Annotated in this window: 15 protein-coding genes, 1 pseudogene and 1 riboswitch; of the genes and pseudogenes, 3 read left to right on the top strand and 13 right to left on the bottom strand. The window is 62.1% G+C overall.

The annotated features are described in order from the left end of the window. Positions 1 to 141: 141 nt before the first annotated feature. The 9 genes and pseudogenes from parC to J3P85_RS02290 all read right to left on the bottom strand — a co-directional run bounded on the left by parC (position 142) and on the right by J3P85_RS02290 (position 9,276). Positions 142 to 2,406 carry a DNA topoisomerase IV subunit A gene (gene parC, locus J3P85_RS02330; protein WP_411386333.1) on the bottom strand — a complete coding sequence of 755 codons (2,265 nt, stop codon included), beginning with the start codon at positions 2,404 to 2,406 and terminating at the stop codon, positions 142 to 144. Between the two features lie 10 nt (positions 2,407 to 2,416). Further along, positions 2,417 to 2,938, bottom strand: coding sequence for a retropepsin-like aspartic protease family protein (locus J3P85_RS02325; protein WP_434704765.1), 522 nt, complete (start codon positions 2,936 to 2,938; stop codon positions 2,417 to 2,419). After that, positions 2,935 to 3,921, bottom strand: a complete 987-nt coding sequence (locus tag J3P85_RS02320; RefSeq protein WP_434704764.1) for an esterase-like activity of phytase family protein — start codon at positions 3,919 to 3,921, stop codon at positions 2,935 to 2,937. Before J3P85_RS02320 ends, J3P85_RS02325 begins: the two co-directional genes overlap by 4 nt. After that, positions 3,921 to 5,825 (bottom strand): DNA topoisomerase IV subunit B, encoded by a 1,905-nt coding sequence (gene parE / locus J3P85_RS02315; protein WP_053181455.1) that lies wholly within the window; start codon positions 5,823 to 5,825, stop codon positions 3,921 to 3,923. Before parE ends, J3P85_RS02320 begins: the two co-directional genes overlap by 1 nt. 41 nt (positions 5,826 to 5,866) lie before the next feature. Further along, the gene (locus J3P85_RS02310; RefSeq protein WP_434704763.1) at positions 5,867 to 6,475 is read right to left on the bottom strand and encodes a YqiA/YcfP family alpha/beta fold hydrolase; all 609 of its coding nucleotides are present in this window, start codon (positions 6,473 to 6,475) and stop codon (positions 5,867 to 5,869) included. Positions 6,476 to 6,948: 473 nt separating this feature from the next. Further along, positions 6,949 to 7,086: pseudogene (locus tag J3P85_RS02305) on the bottom strand (IS481 family transposase); the annotation flags it as partial. 214 nt (positions 7,087 to 7,300) lie between these two features. Then, entirely contained in the window at positions 7,301 to 8,116 is an 816-nt protein-coding gene (gene cpdA / locus J3P85_RS02300) for a 3',5'-cyclic-AMP phosphodiesterase (RefSeq protein WP_434704762.1), read from the bottom strand. A gap of 99 nt (positions 8,117 to 8,215) precedes the next feature. Then, complete coding sequence (locus tag J3P85_RS02295) at positions 8,216 to 8,668, bottom strand: DUF1249 domain-containing protein (protein WP_092205313.1); 453 nt, start codon at positions 8,666 to 8,668, stop codon at positions 8,216 to 8,218. Continuing rightward, the gene (locus J3P85_RS02290) at positions 8,659 to 9,276 is read right to left on the bottom strand and encodes an NUDIX domain-containing protein (RefSeq protein ID WP_250962814.1); all 618 of its coding nucleotides are present in this window, start codon (positions 9,274 to 9,276) and stop codon (positions 8,659 to 8,661) included. The genes J3P85_RS02295 and J3P85_RS02290 overlap by 10 nt, the downstream gene beginning before the upstream one ends. 214 nt (positions 9,277 to 9,490) lie before the next feature. On the opposite strand from J3P85_RS02290, the gene J3P85_RS02285 reads away from it, so the two are divergent. Next, complete coding sequence (locus J3P85_RS02285) at positions 9,491 to 10,237, top strand: DUF3298 domain-containing protein (RefSeq protein WP_434704761.1); 747 nt, start codon at positions 9,491 to 9,493, stop codon at positions 10,235 to 10,237. Here J3P85_RS02285 and cytX read toward each other — a convergent pair. Next, positions 10,206 to 11,498 carry a putative hydroxymethylpyrimidine transporter CytX gene (gene cytX / locus J3P85_RS02280; RefSeq protein ID WP_434704760.1) on the bottom strand — a complete coding sequence of 431 codons (1,293 nt, stop codon included), beginning with the start codon at positions 11,496 to 11,498 and terminating at the stop codon, positions 10,206 to 10,208. The genes J3P85_RS02285 and cytX overlap by 32 nt on opposite strands. 170 nt (positions 11,499 to 11,668) lie before the next feature. Continuing rightward, entirely contained in the window at positions 11,669 to 13,558 is a 1,890-nt protein-coding gene (gene thiC, locus J3P85_RS02275) for a phosphomethylpyrimidine synthase ThiC (RefSeq protein ID WP_434704759.1), read from the bottom strand. Between the two features lie 161 nt (positions 13,559 to 13,719). After that, positions 13,720 to 13,825, bottom strand: a riboswitch (TPP riboswitch). 156 nt (positions 13,826 to 13,981) lie between these two features. On the opposite strand from thiC, the gene J3P85_RS02270 reads away from it, so the two are divergent. After that, positions 13,982 to 15,421 carry a TolC family outer membrane protein gene (locus tag J3P85_RS02270; RefSeq protein WP_434704758.1) on the top strand — a complete coding sequence of 480 codons (1,440 nt, stop codon included), beginning with the start codon at positions 13,982 to 13,984 and terminating at the stop codon, positions 15,419 to 15,421. A 188-nt stretch (positions 15,422 to 15,609) separates the two neighbouring features. Here the strand turns inward: J3P85_RS02270 and waaA are convergent, their stop codons facing one another. After that, positions 15,610 to 16,884, bottom strand: coding sequence for a lipid IV(A) 3-deoxy-D-manno-octulosonic acid transferase (waaA, locus tag J3P85_RS02265; RefSeq protein WP_434704757.1), 1,275 nt, complete (start codon positions 16,882 to 16,884; stop codon positions 15,610 to 15,612). Between the two features lie 22 nt (positions 16,885 to 16,906). Beyond that, on the bottom strand, positions 16,907 to 17,797 hold the full coding sequence (locus J3P85_RS02260) for a LysR family transcriptional regulator (protein ID WP_186708041.1): 891 nt from the start codon (positions 17,795 to 17,797) through the stop codon (positions 16,907 to 16,909). Positions 17,798 to 17,900: 103 nt separating this feature from the next. On the opposite strand from J3P85_RS02260, the gene J3P85_RS02255 reads away from it, so the two are divergent. Continuing rightward, positions 17,901 to 18,233, top strand: coding sequence for a DMT family transporter (locus J3P85_RS02255; RefSeq protein WP_434704756.1), 333 nt, complete (start codon positions 17,901 to 17,903; stop codon positions 18,231 to 18,233).

The raw sequence follows: 18,233 nt of genomic DNA, 5'->3' as shown, positions 1-18,233 counted from the left end.
GAAAAAATACTCGGTCATTATGAAGAACGCTCGGCCACGCCGGCGCTTGAAAGGGCCTATCATCCGTGAATATGCGCGCCGACTCCAGCGCGAAAGCAACGATCTGCGGCATTTAATCGCAGACCGGGCCCTCTAGTACGCCTAACTGAGGTTTTCGACGAGCAGCGCATCGACCCGCTGAAACCCTCTCGGAAGCTTATTGCCCCGACGACCACGTTCACCCTTGTAATGCTCAAGATCGTCTGCTTTCAACGAAAGCGTGCGCTTGCCTGCCTGCAGCACAAGCGTCGCACCCTCCGGTAATACTGCAATATCCGTGACAAATTCCTCACGACTGGCGACCCGTTCGCCGGAAATACCAATAATCTTGTTGCCCTTGCCTTTACCCAGCTGTGGCAGGTCACTGATCTTGAACACCAGCAACCGGCCTTCGGTGGTGACCGACGCCAGCCAGTTGCTCTCCCGATCGGCAACCGGACGCGGCGCAATCACCTTGGCGTTGTTCGGCAGGCTCAACAACGCCTTGCCCGCCTTGTTCTTGGCTTGCAGGTCCTCGCCCTTGACCACGAACCCGTAACCCGCGTCCGATGCAATTACGTAGAGCCCATCATCATCAGGCATCAGCACGCATTCAAAAGTTGCACCCGGTGGCGGTGTTAAACGACCGGTCAGCGGTTCGCCCTGGCCGCGAGCCGATGGCAGGGTATGGGCCGGCACCGAATAACTGCGTCCGGTGGAGTCGACGAACACCGCAAACTGGTTGGAGCGCCCGGCCGCCAAGGCCTTGAAGCCGTCCCCGGCCTTATAGGAAAGCCCCGTCGCGTCAATATCATGACCCTTGGCCGAACGCACCCAGCCTTTTTCCGACAGCACGACGGTGACTTTCTCGTTCGGCAGCAGATCGTGCTCGCTCAGCGCCTTGGCTTCGGCGCGCTCGACGATCGGCGACCGACGGTCATCGCCGTAGGTCTCGGCGTCCTTGAGCAGTTCGGTGCGCACCAGTTTCTTGAGCTTGGCTTCGCTGCCCAGCAGGGCTTGCAACTTGGCCTGCTCCTTGAGCAACTCATCCTGCTCGGCCCGCAGCTTCATCTCTTCCAACCGCGCCAACTGCCGCAGCCGGGTGTCGAGGATGTAGTCGGCCTGGATTTCGCTCAGTGCGAATCGCTCGATCAGGCTGGCCTTGGGGTGCTCCTCGGTACGGATGATGTGGATCACTTCATCCAGGTTGAGGTAGGCGATCAGCAAGCCGTCCAACAGGTGCAGGCGGCGCTCGACCTTGTCCAGGCGAAATTGCAGGCGCCGGCGCACGGTCTTGACCCGGAACTCCAGCCATTCCACCAGCAAGGCCCGCAAGTTCTTCAGTTGCGGCTTGCCGTCCAGGCCGATGATGTTGATGTTGACCCGGTAGCTGGACTCCAAGTCAGTGCTGGCGAACAGGTGCTGCATCAGCGCGTCGTGGTCGACCCGGCTGTTGACCGGGATGATCACGATGCGGCACGGGTTTTCGTGGTCGGATTCGTCGCGCAAGTCGGCCACTTGCGGCGCTTTCGACGGTTTTGCCTGCATCATCGCGGCAATCTGTTCCAAGACCTTGGCCCCGGACACCTGATGCGGCAGCGCCGTGACAATGATGTCGCCATCTTCGATGTGGTACACGGCGCGCATGCGCACCGAACCGCGCCCGGTCTCGTAGATTTTCAGCAGGTCTGCGCGCGGGGTGATGATTTCGGCTTCGGTCGGATAGTCCGGGCCCTGGATGTGCTCGCAGAGCTGCTCCACCGTGGCTTTCGGTTCATCCAGCAGACGCACGCACGCCGTGGCCACTTCCCGCAGGTTGTGGGGCGGCACGTCGGTGGCCATGCCCACGGCGATGCCGGTGGTGCCATTGAGGAGGATATTCGGCAAACGTGCTGGCAACACCAGGGGTTCGTCGAGGGTGCCGTCGAAGTTCGGCCCCCAGTCCGCGGTGCCCTGGCCCAGTTCGCTGAGCAGCACCTCGGAATAACGCGACAGCCGTGCCTCGGTGTAACGCATGGCCGCGAAGGACTTGGGATCATCCGGCGCACCCCAGTTACCCTGGCCATCCACCAGCGTGTAGCGATAGCTGAACGGCTGGGCCATCAGCACCATGGCTTCGTAGCAGGCCGAGTCGCCGTGGGGGTGGAACTTACCGAGCACGTCACCGACGGTACGCGCCGATTTCTTGTGCTTGGAATCCGCATCCAGCCCCAGTTCACTCATGGCATAGATGATCCGCCGCTGGACCGGCTTCAAGCCGTCGCCGATGTGCGGCAAGGCGCGGTCCATGATCACGTACATGGAGTAATTGAGGTAGGCATTTTCGGTGAAGTCAGCCAGCGATCGGCGTTCTACGCCGTCTAAGCTGTCTGCAAGAATGTCGCTCATGCGGGCCTCATCAGTTCGTTGTCTGGCGCAGCAGCATGGTGCCGTCGCGCTGGGTAAATTCAAGTTTGTTCAGGGCACTCATGCCCAGCAGCACTTGCGTGCCACCCAGGCCCGGCGCCACCAGGGCACGGACATCGCGCAGCACGATGTCACCCAATTGCAGCCGGTCGATGCGCGTGCGGTAGCCCTCGCTCACACCATTGGCGGTGCTCAAGGTCACGCCGAAACCTTTTTCCAGCTTGAGGCGTTCGGCCAATTCCAACGGAATCGCCACGTCGGTGGCACCGGTGTCGAGCATGAAGTCCACCGGCTGGCCGTTGATCTGGCCGCTGGCGACGAAATGCCCCTGCCGGTTGCCGACCAGCTTCACCTCGATAAAACCTTCGCCTTTTTGCGAATGCACCTGGGCATTGGGATTGAGTTCCCGCTGCTCCCACTGGGCAAAAAACCGTGTCGCCAGAAACAGCGCCGCGCACCAGGCCAGGATCATCAACACCCGGCCGGCGCGCTTGCCTGGCGGTTGTGGGCTCACGGCGAGGCGCTCCAGCCACCGTCGGGCGCGGCGAAGCGCCAGACAATCGGCCGCTGTTCGCCATCGGCCCGCTTACCGTCGTTGTTGTCCTGGCCGATCCAGGCTCCGTCGGCGTCCACCACCAGCGCTTCGGCCAGCCCATAAGGCTGGGGATAACGACGGTTATCCTGCAACGCCTCGGCGGCGAACGACCAGCAACGTTCCACCTGGGCGGTCTGCGGGTCACGCCGGCAGATCTGATAGGCGTTGCGCTCCAAGGTAAACAGCTTGCCATTGAACAATGACAGGTCGGCGAAATCCCGGGAAACCGCCTTGGCCTTGGGGAACTGCGCCGGCTGCATTTCCTGGCCCGCCTCGCTGAGCAAGACACAATTGCCGTCGCAGTCCCACACCGTTTGCTGGCGCTTGATCAACAGCAGGCCGCGACGCTCACGCTCGGCCGCCAACCACAACTGGTCGCCGGCCGGGCTGACCGCAAGGCCTTCGAACAAGGCATTGAAGTGCAGCAACATGCCACTGCCCCGCGCCTGCCGGATCATCGTCGGGGCAATTTTCAGCCAGGATGCGGCCCCCGTCGGCGGTATGTACAGCACGGCGGCATGAGACTCGCTGACCACATAACGATTGCCGGCGCTGTCACAGCTGATGCCTTCGAAATCCAGCTCGCCACCGCGCAGGAACGACGCCGCCCAGGTTCGCGATCTCAAGCCCCAGGGCAAACCGCTGTCCGGCACCTTCGGCACCTCGATTCCAACCGCCTCGGCCTGCCAGACCGGCGCCTCGGAGGGCATGAGGCGATAGATCCGGTCATCATCGCGATCGGACACGGTCCACATCTCGCCGCCGCACAGCGCCAGCCCGGACAGGTTGCCACCGCGCATGCCGTCGACGGCATGCTCGGACAGCAGCTTCAGTTCCGGCGCCGGCCCTGCGACCACCATCCCCGCCCACAGCCACAACGCCAGGGCGAAACCGTTGCGCATCAGGCCAGCACCTCGGCCAGGTCCCCTTTGGATTCAAGCCAGGACTTGCGGTCGCCGGCGCGTTTCTTGGCCAGCAACATGTCCATCATTTCCGAAGTCGCTTCAAAATCATCCAGGGTCAACTGCACCAGGCGGCGAGTGTTCGGGTCCATGGTGGTTTCGCGCAACTGCGGCGGGTTCATCTCACCCAAGCCCTTGAATCGGGTGACCTGCGGCTTGCCCCGTTTCTTCTCCGCCACCAGGCGGTCGAGGATGCCGTCGCGCTCGGCTTCGTCCAGGGCATAGTAGATTTCCTTGCCCAGGTCGATGCGGTACAGCGGCGGCATCGCCACGTAGACGTGGCCGGCGTCCACCAGTGGGCGGAAATGCTGGACGAACAAGGCACAGAGCAGCGTGGCAATGTGCAGGCCGTCGGAGTCGGCGTCGGCGAGGATGCAGATCTTGCCGTAGCGCAGCTGGCTCATGTCCTCGGCGCCCGGATCGACGCCAATGGCCACGGCGATGTTATGCACTTCCTGGCTGGCCAGCACTTCACTGCCGTCCACTTCCCAGGTATTGAGGATCTTGCCCCGCAGCGGCAGGATTGCCTGGAACTCTTTATCCCGCGCCTGCTTGGCCGAGCCGCCGGCGGAGTCACCTTCCACCAGGAACAGCTCGGAACGCATCGGGTCCTGCCCGGCGCAATCGGCGAGCTTGCCCGGCAATGCCGGCCCTTGGGTGATGCGCTTGCGCTCGACTTTCTTGCTCGCTTTCAGACGACGACCGGCGTTGTTGATCGCCAGCTCCGCCAGGGCCAGGCCGGTTTCCGGGTTGGCGTTGAGCCACAGGCTGAACGCGTCCTTGACCACGCCGGAAACAAACGCCGCCGCTTCGCGAGACGACAGGCGCTCTTTGGTCTGGCCGGAGAATTGCGGTTCCTGCATCTTCATCGACAGGACGAAGGCAATGCGCTCCCAGACGTCTTCCGGCGCCAGCTTCACGCCACGGGGCAGCAGGTTGCGGAACTCGCAGAACTCGCGCATGGCGTCGAGCAGTCCCTGGCGCAAGCCGTTGACGTGGGTACCGCCCTGGGCCGTGGGGATCAGGTTGACGTAGCTTTCCTGGACACTTTCGCCGCCTTCGGGCAGCCACAACAGCGCCCAGTCCACGGCTTCCTTGTTACCGGCCAGGCTGCCACAGAACGGCTCGTCGGGCAGGCGCTCGAAACCACTGACCGCATCCACCAGATAAGAACGCAGGCCGTCTTCGTAATGCCATTCGACTTTTTCGCCGGTGGCCTTGTCCTCGAAACTGACCAGCAGCCCCGGGCACAACACGGCCTTGGCCTTGAGCACGTGCTTGAGGCGGCTGACGGAAAACTTCGGCGAATCGAAATACTTCGGATCCGGGGCAAAATACACGCTGGTCCCGGTGTTGCGCTTGCCGACGGTGCCGACCACTTCCAGCTCGGTGGCCTTGTAGCCGTCGGCGAACGTCATCTGGTATTCATTGCCGTCACGCTTGACCCGCACCCGCACCTGGGTCGACAAGGCGTTGACCACGGAAATACCCACCCCGTGCAGACCGCCGGAGAACTGGTAGTTCTTGTTGGAAAACTTGCCGCCGGCGTGGAGTTTGGTGAGGATCAGCTCGACGCCCGACACACCTTCTTCAGGGTGAATGTCCACCGGCATGCCGCGGCCGTCATCGCTGACTTCCAGCGAGTGATCGGCGTGCAGGATGACCTGCACCGATTTCGCATGCCCGGCCAAGGCTTCGTCGACACTGTTGTCGATGACTTCCTGGGCGAGGTGGTTCGGCCGACTGGTGTCGGTGTACATGCCGGGGCGCTTGCGCACCGGGTCGAGGCCCGAGAGGACTTCGATGGCGTCTGCGTTATAAGAGCTAGCGCTGGGAGTGGCCATGGGGTCTCGTCGTCAGTGTTCAATGAAAAAGGGGCGATGGTTCACAGCGAGGTGAAGTCGATCGCCTGGTACAAATCGGCGCCAATGCCGGCAAAACTCAACAATGCCGGTAACTGCTGGGCAAACCCTTGGAAACTGTGGTCGCCGCCGGCCTGGATGCGCAAGGCACAGGCGCGGTAATACTGCTGGGCGTGGCGATAATCCAGCGTTTCGTCACCGGTTTGCAACCATACTTGATACCGCTGCGGATCCCGGGGCGCCGGCACTTCCAGCTCGGCCAGGGCCGTCACGTGGTCGTGGGTCAATTCCCAGGCTTCGTCGGTGTATAAATTCTTCTGCGTACCCAGGTACCCGTCGAACATTCGATGCGGGCGCACGGCAGGATTGACCAACAGGGCCTTGAGCCCGTGGCGCTCGGCCAAGTGAGTGGCATAGTAGCCGCCGAGCGAGCTGCCGACCAGCAGCGGCCGCCCCAGTTCTGTAATCGCCTGTTCCAGCTGACCGATGGCCTGGCGAGGGTGGTGATGCAGGGCCGGCACCTGTAGCTGGTCGCTGAGGCCAAGGCGTGCCATCACTTCGACCAGTTGGCAGGCTTTGGTCGAGGCTGGGGCGCTGTTGAAGCCATGGATATAAAGGATCGAACCCGACATTGCCGACTCCCTGGGTGTTGGGCAAAGGCCGGAGTTTACAGGGAGATTGCGGGGGTTGGGGGGATTCGACCGTGTTGTCGCCCTCTATGAACCGTCGATCACAGCGCCTGTGGGAGCAAAGCTTGCTCGCGAGGCGGCTTGGTGTCCGACCTGGTTCTCCCAGTTGTACTTCGATCAAACTGTGGGAGCGAGCTTGCTCGCGATGGCGGTTTGACTGAGTACATATCCATTGCTGCGGTAACGGCCACTAATGGTTCCGCTCTTACAGCGGCTCACTTTTGAAAAGCGCAAAAGTAAGCAAAACGGTCCTGCCCCACCACTCGGTGCCTCGCTAGGGCTCGGCACCGAGTGGTGGGGCAAGCCTTTTTTGCTTACTTTTTTGGCGTTTGAAAAAAAGTGAGCCGCCGTAAGGGCGGAACCCTAAGTAGCCGTTACCGCAGAAATGGATATGTACTCCGTCAAGCAGAGCAAGCTCGCTCGACCCATTTATAGCCAGTCTTGCGACTGATCTCGTAAGCCTGGCAAAGCGCACTGAAGCTGGGCGGGCCTTTGATGTAGTCCGCGATGAATAGCAGTTTCAGGTCCATAGGTTTCAGCTCTCGCCATGGCATGGTCGGATCCTCGAAAACCGACCCTGCCAGTTAAAAACTGTTACCTATGTGCGTGAACTGATTTGTAACCTATGTGGGTGAGTCATACCGGCGGAACCCTAAGTAGCCGTTACCGCAGCAATGGATATGTACTCAGTCAGACCGCCATCGCGAGCAAGCTCGCTCCCACAGTTTGATCGCAGTACAACCGGGAGAGACAGGCCAGCTGTAAGCCTCAATACCCGTTGGAGCCATAGTCCGGGGTGAACGCAAACCCAACCACTCGCTCAACCCCAGTCTCCAACCGCCCATCCGGCAAAAGCCGCAACCACCGATACCCCGGCGCCTGCGAGCCCACCGCAAAATCCTCACTCCCCGGCTCAAACTGAATACAGGTCGAAGGCGAAGCCAACAAACGAACCCCCTCGCGCACCCGATCTATCTCCTGATGCACATGCCCCCACAACACCGCCCTAACCTGGGGAAACCGATCCAACACCGCAAACAGCGCCTCCGGATTACGCAACCCGATCGGCTCCATCCACACACACCCAATCGAAACGGGGTGATGATGCAGACACACCAGATGATGCCGCTCCGGCGCCTCGCTCAAGGCATTGGCCAACAGGATCAACTGTTCCTCGGCCAAAAATCCAGGCACCGAACCTGGCACGGCCGAATCGAGCATCGTCACCCGCCAATTGCCAATGTCCACCACCGGATCGAGCAACGTGCTCTTGATCGCCGCCTCAAGCATCACCTGCGGCTCATCATGGTTGCCGGGAATCCACCGCGCCGGCGCGTCGATTCGTGCAGTCAGTTGCCGAAACGCCTCATAGGATTGCAGCGTGCCGTCCTGGGACAAATCCCCGGTGGCAAGCATCAAATCGATGTTCGGTTGCTGCCTGAGCACCAGGTCAACGACCGCCCGCAAGCTGTCACGGGTATTCATGCCCAGCAACGAGGCCTCGGCCTCGGCGAACAAATGGCTGTCAGACAGTTGGACCAACAACGCCGCATCGGCCGTGGTCAAGCTGGATACGCTCGGCAAATCGCTTTCTCCCAGGCGCAATCACGCCGTTGCATGAAGCGGCAATTATGCTGGGGGACGATCGAAAGGGGAAACCCGCGAACCGGAACCGGTTCACAACTACCGAACGACTTCGAACTCGTGGCCCAGCGCCAGGCAATGACTCAGCCACTCGCCCAGGAACAGGTTCAACTGGGCTTTTTCATCCGGCTGGTGCATTGACGCATTGGGGTAAGGATAGATGCCACGAAAGCGTCGTGCATGTTCGGCGCTGACGACTTCGGCCATGCGCGCGTCGTGATAGACCTGCACTTCCAGTTGCGGCACCGGCAGCCAGGGCAGGCTGTGCTCCTGACGCACCTGCAAGGTGGTGGTGTAGGGGCAGGCCTGCAGCACTTCCAGGGCCAGCACGCCGAGCATCTGGTCGCCATGAGTGACGGCGATGCGGCGTGGCAGCGGATCGTTGCGCATGTCTGGCAACAAGCGCATCAGGCGGGCGTAATTGGCCTCGCAGGCGGCCTGCAACCCCACCAGATCGACGCGATAGCGGTCGCGCAGCTTGTTCAGGACCATAGCCCCCTCACTTCATCGCGATTCAAGGCCAGCCATTGCAAGGCAATGATGCTGGCCGCGTTGCAGATACGTCCGTCGCGCACGGCTTGCAAGGCATCCTCGTAGGCCCAGACCTTCACCCGAATGTCCTCGGCTTCCTCCAGAAGGCCATGCAGGCCGCCTGCCCCCGTGCTGTCGCAACGCCCCAGGTACAAATGTACGAATTCATTGCTGCCGCCCGGCGATGGAAAGTATTGGGTCATCGGCCAGAGCGCAGCGAAGACAAGCCCAGCTTCCTCCTGCGCTTCGCGATGAGCAACCTCTTCCGGTTGCTCGTCCTTGTCGATCAGCCCGGCCACCAGCTCTACCAGCCAGGGGTTGGTGGTCTTGCCAATGGCCCCCACGCGAAACTGCTCGATCAACACCACTTCATCGCGCTGCGGGTCGTAGGGCAGCACACACACCGCATCATGACGCACGAACAGTTCACGGTTGATCTCACGGCTCATGCCACCGGCAAACAACTCGTGGCGCAAGACGAGGCGGTCGAGCTTATAGAAACCCTTGAAGCAGGTCTCACGCTTGACGATGTCCACGGCGTTCGGTGTGGCGTTGGCGAAATCGGTCATGACAATCCTCGTGTGCAGTCGATCAATACGAGGTTCCAACCTCGGCTTCGCGCCATCCTAACGCGCTCGAACCCTTTGGGGCAGCCCCCTTCCAGTGATCGGGATGGACGGCTGCGCTTAAAATCACTCTAATGAGCTTAGTGGCGAACTGATTGCCTTGCCGACAGTCGAAGCGGGTAACTTTTTGCCTTTCCGTGTTTCATGAAGGACGCCCATGTCGCTTTTCAAAACTGCCTCCGTGGCTGCCATTGCCCTGACCCTGGGCGCTTGCCAAAGCCTGTTCCAACCCAACTATCGCGCACCGCTGGAGACCACTCGCGACGCTTCGGAACAATTGCAACCAGGTTGCGCCAGTGCCGACTGCCCGTTGGTGAACATCGATACCCTGCACTTTCCGGCCGAGCCCGCCCTGGATGGCATCATCGATAAACGCCTGCTGCAAATGACCCGCACCACCCCGGACGCCCCGGTGGCGCCGACGCTGGCGGCCTATCGCGAGCAGTTCCTGCGCAACGCCGCGCCAGGCAACAGCAGCTATTTGCAGGCCAAGGTACGTGAGCAACATGACGGCCTGGTGATCATCGAACTGTCCAGCTACCTGGACGCCGGCGGTGCCCACGGCACGCCGGGGCGCGGTTTCATCAACTATTCGCGCCAGCAGCACAAGGTGCTGACACTGTCGGACATGCTGCTGCCGGGCCAGGAAGAAGCCTTCTGGAAAGCCGCGCAAGTGGCTCACAACAGCTGGCTGATCAGCACCAAGCTGGATCAGGAACCCGAGTTCCTGAAACAGTGGTCCTTCCAGAAAACCCCACACATCGCGCTGACCTACGGCGGGGTGATCCTCAAGTACGAAGTGAGCACCATCGCGCCATACGCCCTGGGCCACATCGAACTGAAGATCGCCTATCCACGCCTCAATGGCATCCTCAAGCCCGAGCTGTTTCCCGGCCGTAGCTGAAGGCCCGGCCCAGCAACAGTTGCAGCAACCCTGCCAGGATCAGCGACGGCAGGGTTGCGCCGATGTCCGGATAGAAATTGGCCAGCAGGTGATAGGTGCTCACCCCACCCAACCAGGCCAACAGGGCCGGCCAGCGCAGCGCGGCTGACACCACTTGGCTGCTGCGTTTGCGCAGGATGAAGTGGTCCACCAACACCACGCCGAACAGCGGCGCGAACACCGAGCCGATCAGCAACAGGAAGTTCTGGTACTGCGCCAACGGTGCAAAGCAGGCGATCAAGGTGCAGATGACACCAATCGCCAGGGCCAGGTGCTCGACCTTCAACCCCGACAGCATGCCCGTCGATACCGCCGCCGAGTGGATGTCGGCGAAGGCATTTTCCGACTCGTCCAACAGAATCAGCAGCAGCGGAATACCCAATCCAGCACCCGCCAGGGCCAGCAGCAACGCGTTGACTTCACCGCTTGGCGCGAACGCCAGGGTGTAGGCCACGCCCAGGCTCATCAGCCAGAAGTTACCGATGAAGAAGCCCACCGCCGTACCGCCGAAGACGTTTTTGGCGCGCTTGCCGAAACGCGAGTAGTCGGCGATCAGCGGCAACCACGACAGCGGCATCGCGATGGCGATATCGAACCCCACCGCCAACGGCATCGAACCATCGCCCGCCTGAGCCCACAGCGCGGCCAGGTCAGCCTTGGCGAACAGGTTCCAGGTCAACCAGATGCAAGCCGCCAGCAGCAACCAGATACCCCACTTGCGCAGAACCTTGCGCACAAAGGTCAGCGGCCCGCTCACCGCAAGCAAAGTGGCCAGGGCGCCGAAGAACAGCGTCCACAGCAGTGGGTTCGAACCCAGGCTGCCTTCGCTGAAGGCCCGGGCACCCAACAGGCTGGCGGCATCGCGCATGACGATGATCTCGAACGAGCCCCAGCCGATCAGCTGCAGCAGGTTCAATACCGCCGGCACGCTCGCGCCCTTGCTGCCGAGGCTGAGCTTCAGCGCGGCCATGGCCGACAGGCCAGTGTCGCTGCCGATCACCCCGACCGCCGCCAGCAGCAGGACGCCCACCAGCGTGCCGAGGAAAATCGCCAGCAACGAACCGCTCAGGCCCAGGCCCGGCGCGAGCAAGGCACCGACTTGCAAGACCATCAGGCCGATGCCGAGGGAGAACCACAGGGAAAACAGATCGCGGGCGCCGAAGACGCGTTTGTCCAGGGGGACTGCGGCGTCGGGGGAGTAGGTGCTGGGTTGGATGTTCAAGGGTGGTTATCTCAGAGGGATATGTATTGTTTTTTGGCCGCTATCGCGAGCAAGCTCGCTCCCACAGGGGGCCTGCTGCGTGCACAAATCTTGTGAACAACAGAAACCCACTGTGGGAGCGAGCTTGCTCGCGATGAGGGCAGTGAAAACACCGCCCTCTTCAGCTCAAATCACACTTTCTTGTAAAGCTGACTACCTTCCTTCTTGAACCGCTCAGCCTGCTCCGCCAAGCCCTGGGCGACATCGACATCCACCGCTTCAATGCGTTGGTTCGCCGCGTACTCGCGCACTTCCTGGGTGATTTTCATCGAGCAGAATTTCGGCCCGCACATCGAGCAGAAATGCGCCACCTTGGCCGAGTCCTTCGGCAGGGTTTCGTCGTGATACGAGCGGGCGGTGTCCGGGTCGAGGCCGAGGTTGAACTGGTCTTCCCAACGGAACTCGAAACGCGCCTTGCTCAAGGCGTTGTCGCGGATCTGCGCGCCCGGGTGACCCTTGGCAAGGTCGGCTGCGTGGGCGGCGATCTTGTAGGTGATGATCCCGGTCTTGACGTCATCCTTGTTCGGCAAGCCGAGGTGTTCCTTCGGCGTGACGTAGCAAAGCATGGCGCAACCGAACCAGCCGATCATCGCCGCACCGATGCCGGAGGTGATGTGGTCGTAGCCCGGCGCGATGTCGGTGGTCAGCGGGCCGAGGGTGTAGAACGGCGCCTCGTCGCAGCACTCGAGCTGCTTGTCCATGTTCTCTTTGATCAACTGCATCGGCACGTGGCCCGGGCCTTCGATCATGCATTGCACGTCGTGCTTCCAGGCAGTCTTGGTCAGCTCGCCGAGGGTTTCCAGCTCGCCGAACTGCGCTTCGTCGTTGGCGTCGGCAATCGAGCCCGGACGCAGGCCATCGCCCAGCGAGAAGCTGACGTCGTAGGCCTTCATGATTTCGCAGATGTCTTCGAAATGGGTGTAGAGGAAGTTTTCCTTGTGGTGCGCCAGGCACCACTTGGCCATGATCGAACCACCACGGCTGACGATACCGGTGACGCGCTTGGCGGTCATCGGCACATAACGCAGCAACACGCCGGCGTGGATGGTGAAGTAGTCGACCCCCTGTTCGGCCTGCTCGATCAGCGTGTCGCGGAACAATTCCCAGGTCAGGTCTTCGGCCACGCCGCCGACTTTTTCCAGGGCCTGGTAGATTGGCACGGTGCCGATCGGCACGGGCGAGTTACGGATGATCCACTCGCGGGTTTCATGGATGTGCTTGCCGGTGGACAGGTCCATGACCGTGTCCGAACCCCAACGGATACCCCAGGTCAGCTTCGCCACTTCTTCTTCGATGGACGAACCCAGCGCACTGTTGCCAATGTTGCCGTTGATCTTCACCAGGAAGTTACGGCCGATGATCATCGGTTCCAGTTCGGTGTGGTTGATGTTGGCCGGGATGATCGCGCGGCCCCGGGCGATTTCGTCACGCACGAATTCCGCGGTGATGACCTTCGGCACGCTGGCGCCAAAGCTGTGACCGGCGTGTTGCTGGTCAAGCAGGCCAGCGGCGCGGGCGACTTCAAGCTTCATGTTTTCGCGGATGGCGACGTATTCCATCTCGGCGGTGATGATGCCTTTGCGCGCGTAGTGCATCTGGCTGACGTTGGCACCCGGCTTGGCGCGACGCGGATTGTTCACGTGGGCAAAGCGCAGCTTGGTCAGCTCGGGATCGGCCAGGCGCTCCTGGCCGAAGTTGGAACTCAGGCCCGCCAGGCGCTCGGTGTCGCCACGGGCTTCGATCCACGGCGAGCGCACATCGGCCAGGCCTTTGCGCACGTCGATGATCACGTTCGGGTCGGTGTACGGACCCGAGGTGTCGTAGACCACCACCGGCGCGTTGATTTCGCCGCCGAAGTCGGTGGGGGTCACGTCGAGGCTAATTTCGCGCATGGGCACGCGGATATCCGGGCGGCTGCCCTGGACGTAGATTTTTTGCGAGCGGGTAAAGGGCTGAACCGATTGTTGATCGACCTGGGCCGATTCACTGAGGTTGGTCGCGTTTTTTGATTTTGTCGTCATCACGGGCTCTCCAGACACACATCCAGGCAGTGGATTTTTGTCGGAGCGAACCTGTAACGAATGGACGCATCCCTGCACGGAAGTGCGGACGCTGTGCTTGCAGCTCGAGTGCGTTCAAGGGTCGAACGACATCCCGGACGAAGCACAAGAGGACTCGCCGGGTGACGAGAAATCTTGTTCCCTACGCAGGCGCTAACCTGATCAGGTTCAACGGGATCCGAAATTATTCGATCTCAGCCTCATAGCAAGGCACCCCGACAAGAACCCGGCCAGTCTAGACACAACCACGACAGAACGCCATCGCCAGGGCAAAAGGCGTGATGAATGGCGCATATACAGGATTGTTGCCGTGCCCAGGCGCAACTACACTCGCTACGCCGCGCGCCTGTTATGCGCATTCAATTTGAACGTAGGGATCGCCTCATGTTGCGCAAACTCTCACTGGCCCTCGCCGTGTCTTGTGCGTCCAATGGAATGGCCTGGGCCGCCGAAGCGCCTTTATCCACCCTGACCGACCTGGTCAGCGTGTACCAGGAAGCGGTGGACAACAACGCCGACCTGGCCGCCGCCCGCGCCCAGTATGGCGCCCAGAAGGAAGTGGTGCCCCAGGCCCGCGCCGGGCTGCTGCCCAACCTGTCGGCCGGTGCCGACCTGAACAACACCCGTACCGAGCTCGACCAACCGGCGATGACCGCCACCCGCAGTTCCACGGTCTACCAGGCCACGCTGTCCCAGCCGATTTTCCGCGCCGACCGCTGGTTCCAACTGCAAGCGGCCAAATCGGTCAATGAGCAGGCATCGCTGCAGTTGTCTGCCACCGAGCAGAACCTGATCCTGCAAAGCGCCGAAGCCTATTTCAATGTGCTGCGCAGCCAGGACAACCTGGCCTCGACCAAGGCCGAGGAAGCCGCGTTCAAGCGCCAGCTCGACCAGTCCAACGAACGTTTCGACGTGGGCCTGTCGGACAAGACCGACGTGCTGCAATCCCAGGCCAGCTACGATACCGCGCGGGCCAACCGGATCATCGCGCAACGCCAGGTCGAAGATGCCTTCGAAGCGCTGATCACCCTGACCAACCGCCAGTACAACTCGATCCAGGGCGTCGTCCACACCCTGCCGATCCTGCCGCCGGCGCCCAACGACGCCAAGGCCTGGGTAGACACTGCCGCCAAGCAGAACCTCAACCTGCTGGCCAGCAATTACGCCGTCGACGCCGCCGAAGACACCTTGCGCCAGCGCAAGGCCGGCCACGCGCCAACCCTCGATGCAATCGCCCAGTACCGCAAAGGTGACAACGACGGCCTCGGCTTTACCAACCCGAGCCCCACCGGCCAGCGCTACGGTGGCGACGCGGAGCAACGCACCATCGGCCTGCAATTGAGTATTCCGATCTACAGCGGCGGGCTGACCAGCTCCCAGGTTCGCGAGTCCTATTCGCAACTCACCCAGACCGAGCAGCAACGCGAAGCCCTGCGCCGCCAGGTGGTGGAAAACACCCGCAACCTGCATCGCGCGGTGAACACCGATGTGGAACAGGTCCAGGCCCGGCGCCAATCGATCATCTCCAACCAGAGCGCGGTGGACGCCACGGAAATCGGCTACCAGGTGGGCACTCGGAATGTCGTCGATGTGCTGGACGCCCAGCGCCAGCTGTACACCTCGGTGCGCGACTACAACAACGCCCGGTATGACTACATCCTGGACAACCTGCGCCTCAAGCAGGCCGCCGGGACGTTGAGTCCGGAGGACCTGCAAGCCCTGTCCCGCTATCTCAAGCCCGACTACAACCCGGACAAGGACTTCCTGCCGCCGGACTTGGCACAGGCGGCGGCACAGCAGTTGCGCTCGCGGCCTGCGCAATAACTTACCGCCCTCACTGGCAACGAGGGCTTCCTGTGGTGGGACGGCCTACCTGTGGCGAGGGAGCTTGCTCCCGCTGGCCTGCGAAGCAGGCCCAAAACCAGTCACCGCGCCCTGGCAGTCAGAATCGTGATGACCGGTTAGCGGCTGCTTCGCAGCCGAGCGGGAGCAAGCTCCCTCGCCACAACAGCTCAGTCGAGCAACCGCCCCAACCCCTCCAGCAACCGCTGCAACGCGCCCTGATTGCGGCGCATCACCGCAAGCCCCGCCTCGGCCATGCGCTGGGCGTCCCGGGGCAGTTCGAACAGGCGCTGGACCGCCAGGGCCAGGCTTTCGGCATCCTCCACTTCCGCCAGCGCACCGGCGGCACGCAGTTGCGCGGCGATTTCGAGGAAGTTGAACAGGTGCGGCCCACTGAGCACCGGTTTTGCCAGGGCCGCCGGTTCGAGCAGGTTGTGCCCGCCATTGGGCACCAGGCTGCCACCGACAAACGCGCTGTCGGCCAACGCATAGAGAAACAGCAGTTCGCCCATGGTGTCGCCGAGCAACACCGAAGCCTGGGCGGTAACCGGTTGCCCACCGGAGCGCCGCACCGTGACCAGACCCTCGCTTACACACAGTTGATGCACTGAGTCGAAGCGCTCGGGGTGACGGGGCACCAGGATCAGCAACGCATCGGGATAACTGTCGAGCAGCCGACGATGGGCGGCCAGTACCACTTCGTCCTCCCCCTCATGGGTGCTGGCGGCGATCCACACCGGGCGGTCCACCGCGTGCCACTCACGGCGCAAGGCACTGGCACTTTCGAGCAACTGCGGATCGATGGTCAGGTCGAACTTGATCGAGCCGGTGACCTCGACGGTTTCCGCCCGAGCCCCCAATTGGCGAAAACGCTCGGCTTCGGCTTCGGTCTGTACGGCGAACAGGCTCATCTCGGCGAGCATCGGCCGGGTGAGCTTGGGAAAGCGGGCATAACCCCGCGCCGAACGCTCGGATAACCGCGCGTTGGCCAGGGCCACGGGAATGCCGCGCCGGACGCATTGGTGAATGTGATTGGGCCACAGCTCGGTTTCCATGATCACCGCCAGGGACGGGTGCACCCGGTCGAGAAAACGCTCGGCCGCACACGGCAAGTCATAAGGCAGATAGCAATGCTGGATGCGCGGCTCGTTGGTGAACAGCGCCCGGATCCGCTCCGATCCGGTGGGCGTCATGCAAGTGACAGTGATTGGCAGCTGTGGATAACGTTGCAGCAAGGCGCGGATCATCGGCGCGGCGGCAATGCTCTCGCCCACCGACACCGCGTGCACCCAGATGCCCCCCGGGACCATGACCGGCAGCCCCCAGGAGAACCGCTCGCCAATGCGCCGGGCATAAGCCGGCGCCTTGCGGGCCCGCAGCCACAGCCGAATCGCTACCAGTGGCAGCCCCAGATAAAACAACGCGCTATAGAGAGTTCTGTTCATGGCGGCGGAGTTTATCGGTTTTTCAGCCGATCGCCTGCAACTGCACGGCAAAACGTTCCGCCAGCCAACGAGCGGCCGGGCCCAGGGGTTCATCGCGGCGCCAGACCAGTTCCACCACCAGGGCCGGCGGGGTCCATTCGCTGTTGAGCTCGATCATATCTCCCAGGTACGCCGGGTATTGCACAACATGCCGTGGCAGCCACGCCCAGCCCAGGCCACTCCTCAGCCATTCGGCCAACACATAGAAACTGTCGGCCCGCCACACCTGCGGGCTGGCCTGCTCGCTACCTGGATAGACACTCGATTGGGTCGCCATCAGTAACTGGCGGTGCCGGGCCATGTCCCGGCAGCTCACATACGCGTGGTTCGCCAAAGGATGGCCCCGGCTACACACCGTGACCATCTCGACGCTGCCCAGCACCCGGCGCTCCAGCGCCTCGGGGATCTGGTCGTGATAGAACAGCAAGCCGAGGTCGGCGCGCCGCTCCACCAGTTTGCGCGCCACGTCGCCCTGGGCGGCGCTGGCCAGTTGCACTTCGAGGGTGGGGAATTGCTCGGCCAGGGCCGCCAGGCTGTCGATGACCGGCTGATAAGGCATGGCCTCGTCCTGGGCCAGGCGTAGCGACGCCTCCTGCCCGCGCATCAAGGCCAGGGCGCGACCATTGAGGCGCTCGCACTGGCGCAGCACTTCCCTGGCCTCCTCGAGCAGCGCCACGCCCGCATCGGTGAGTTTAGGCTGGCGACCGCTGCTGCGGTCGAACAGGCTCACCCCCAAGTCATCCTCCAACAAGGCGATCGCACTGCTGATGGCCGATTGCGCCTTGCGCTGGTCCCGGGCCACCGCGGAAAACGAACGTTTCTCGGCAACTTCGGCAAACAACCGCAATTGCTCCAGGTTCCACTGCACGTTCATGGCTCAACCTATCTCATACACAGATAGGTAATGACTTTACCGCATCTGATCGATCTCTAGAATGGCCACATCGAAAGACGCAACCGTCAAAGAGGAATCGCCCATGAACGCCTACTACTACCTGGCCATTGCCATCTGCGCCGAAGTGATCGCCACCGTTTCGATGAAAGCGATCAAGGGCCTGAGCACACCGCTGCCCTTGCTGCTGGTCATCGTCGGCTACGGCACTGCGTTCTGGATGCTGACGCTGGTGGTGCGCACCGTACCGGTGGGCGTGGCTTATGCAGTCTGGGCCGGACTGGGAATCGTCATGGTCAGCGTGGCGGCGCTGTTCGTCTACGGGCAAAAACTGGACGTGCCAGCGATGCTGGGGATGGCGTTGATTGTTCTTGGGGTTGTCGTGATCCAACTCTTTTCCAAGACTGCTGGGCACTGA

The sequence above is a fragment of the Pseudomonas sp. Z1-12 genome (genome assembly GCF_051132015.1).
Classification (GTDB): domain Bacteria; phylum Pseudomonadota; class Gammaproteobacteria; order Pseudomonadales; family Pseudomonadaceae; genus Aquipseudomonas; species Aquipseudomonas zanjanensis.
This window is presented reverse-complemented; position numbering and strand designations above follow the sequence as displayed.

Bases quoted from the DNA above. Each gene is read 5' to 3' on its own strand.
- J3P85_RS02320 (WP_434704764.1), bottom strand. From the start codon at position 3,921: ATGCGCAACGGTTTCGCCCTGGCGTTGTGGCTGTGGGCGGGGATGGTG.
- parE (WP_053181455.1), bottom strand. From the start codon at position 5,825: ATGGCCACTCCCAGCGCTAGCTCTTATAACGCAGACGCCATCGAAGTC.
- J3P85_RS02260 (WP_186708041.1), bottom strand. From the start codon at position 17,797: ATGAACGTGCAGTGGAACCTGGAGCAATTGCGGTTGTTTGCCGAAGTT.
- J3P85_RS02285 (WP_434704761.1), top strand. From the start codon at position 9,491: ATGTCGCTTTTCAAAACTGCCTCCGTGGCTGCCATTGCCCTGACCCTG.
- J3P85_RS02270 (WP_434704758.1), top strand. From the start codon at position 13,982: ATGTTGCGCAAACTCTCACTGGCCCTCGCCGTGTCTTGTGCGTCCAAT.
- parC (WP_411386333.1), bottom strand. From the start codon at position 2,406: ATGAGCGACATTCTTGCAGACAGCTTAGACGGCGTAGAACGCCGATCG.
- J3P85_RS02310 (WP_434704763.1), bottom strand. From the start codon at position 6,475: ATGTCGGGTTCGATCCTTTATATCCATGGCTTCAACAGCGCCCCAGCC.
- waaA (WP_434704757.1), bottom strand. From the start codon at position 16,884: ATGAACAGAACTCTCTATAGCGCGTTGTTTTATCTGGGGCTGCCACTG.
- J3P85_RS02295 (WP_092205313.1), bottom strand. From the start codon at position 8,668: ATGGTCCTGAACAAGCTGCGCGACCGCTATCGCGTCGATCTGGTGGGG.
- J3P85_RS02255 (WP_434704756.1), top strand. From the start codon at position 17,901: ATGAACGCCTACTACTACCTGGCCATTGCCATCTGCGCCGAAGTGATC.
- thiC (WP_434704759.1), bottom strand. From the start codon at position 13,558: ATGACGACAAAATCAAAAAACGCGACCAACCTCAGTGAATCGGCCCAG.
- J3P85_RS02290 (WP_250962814.1), bottom strand. From the start codon at position 9,276: ATGACCGATTTCGCCAACGCCACACCGAACGCCGTGGACATCGTCAAG.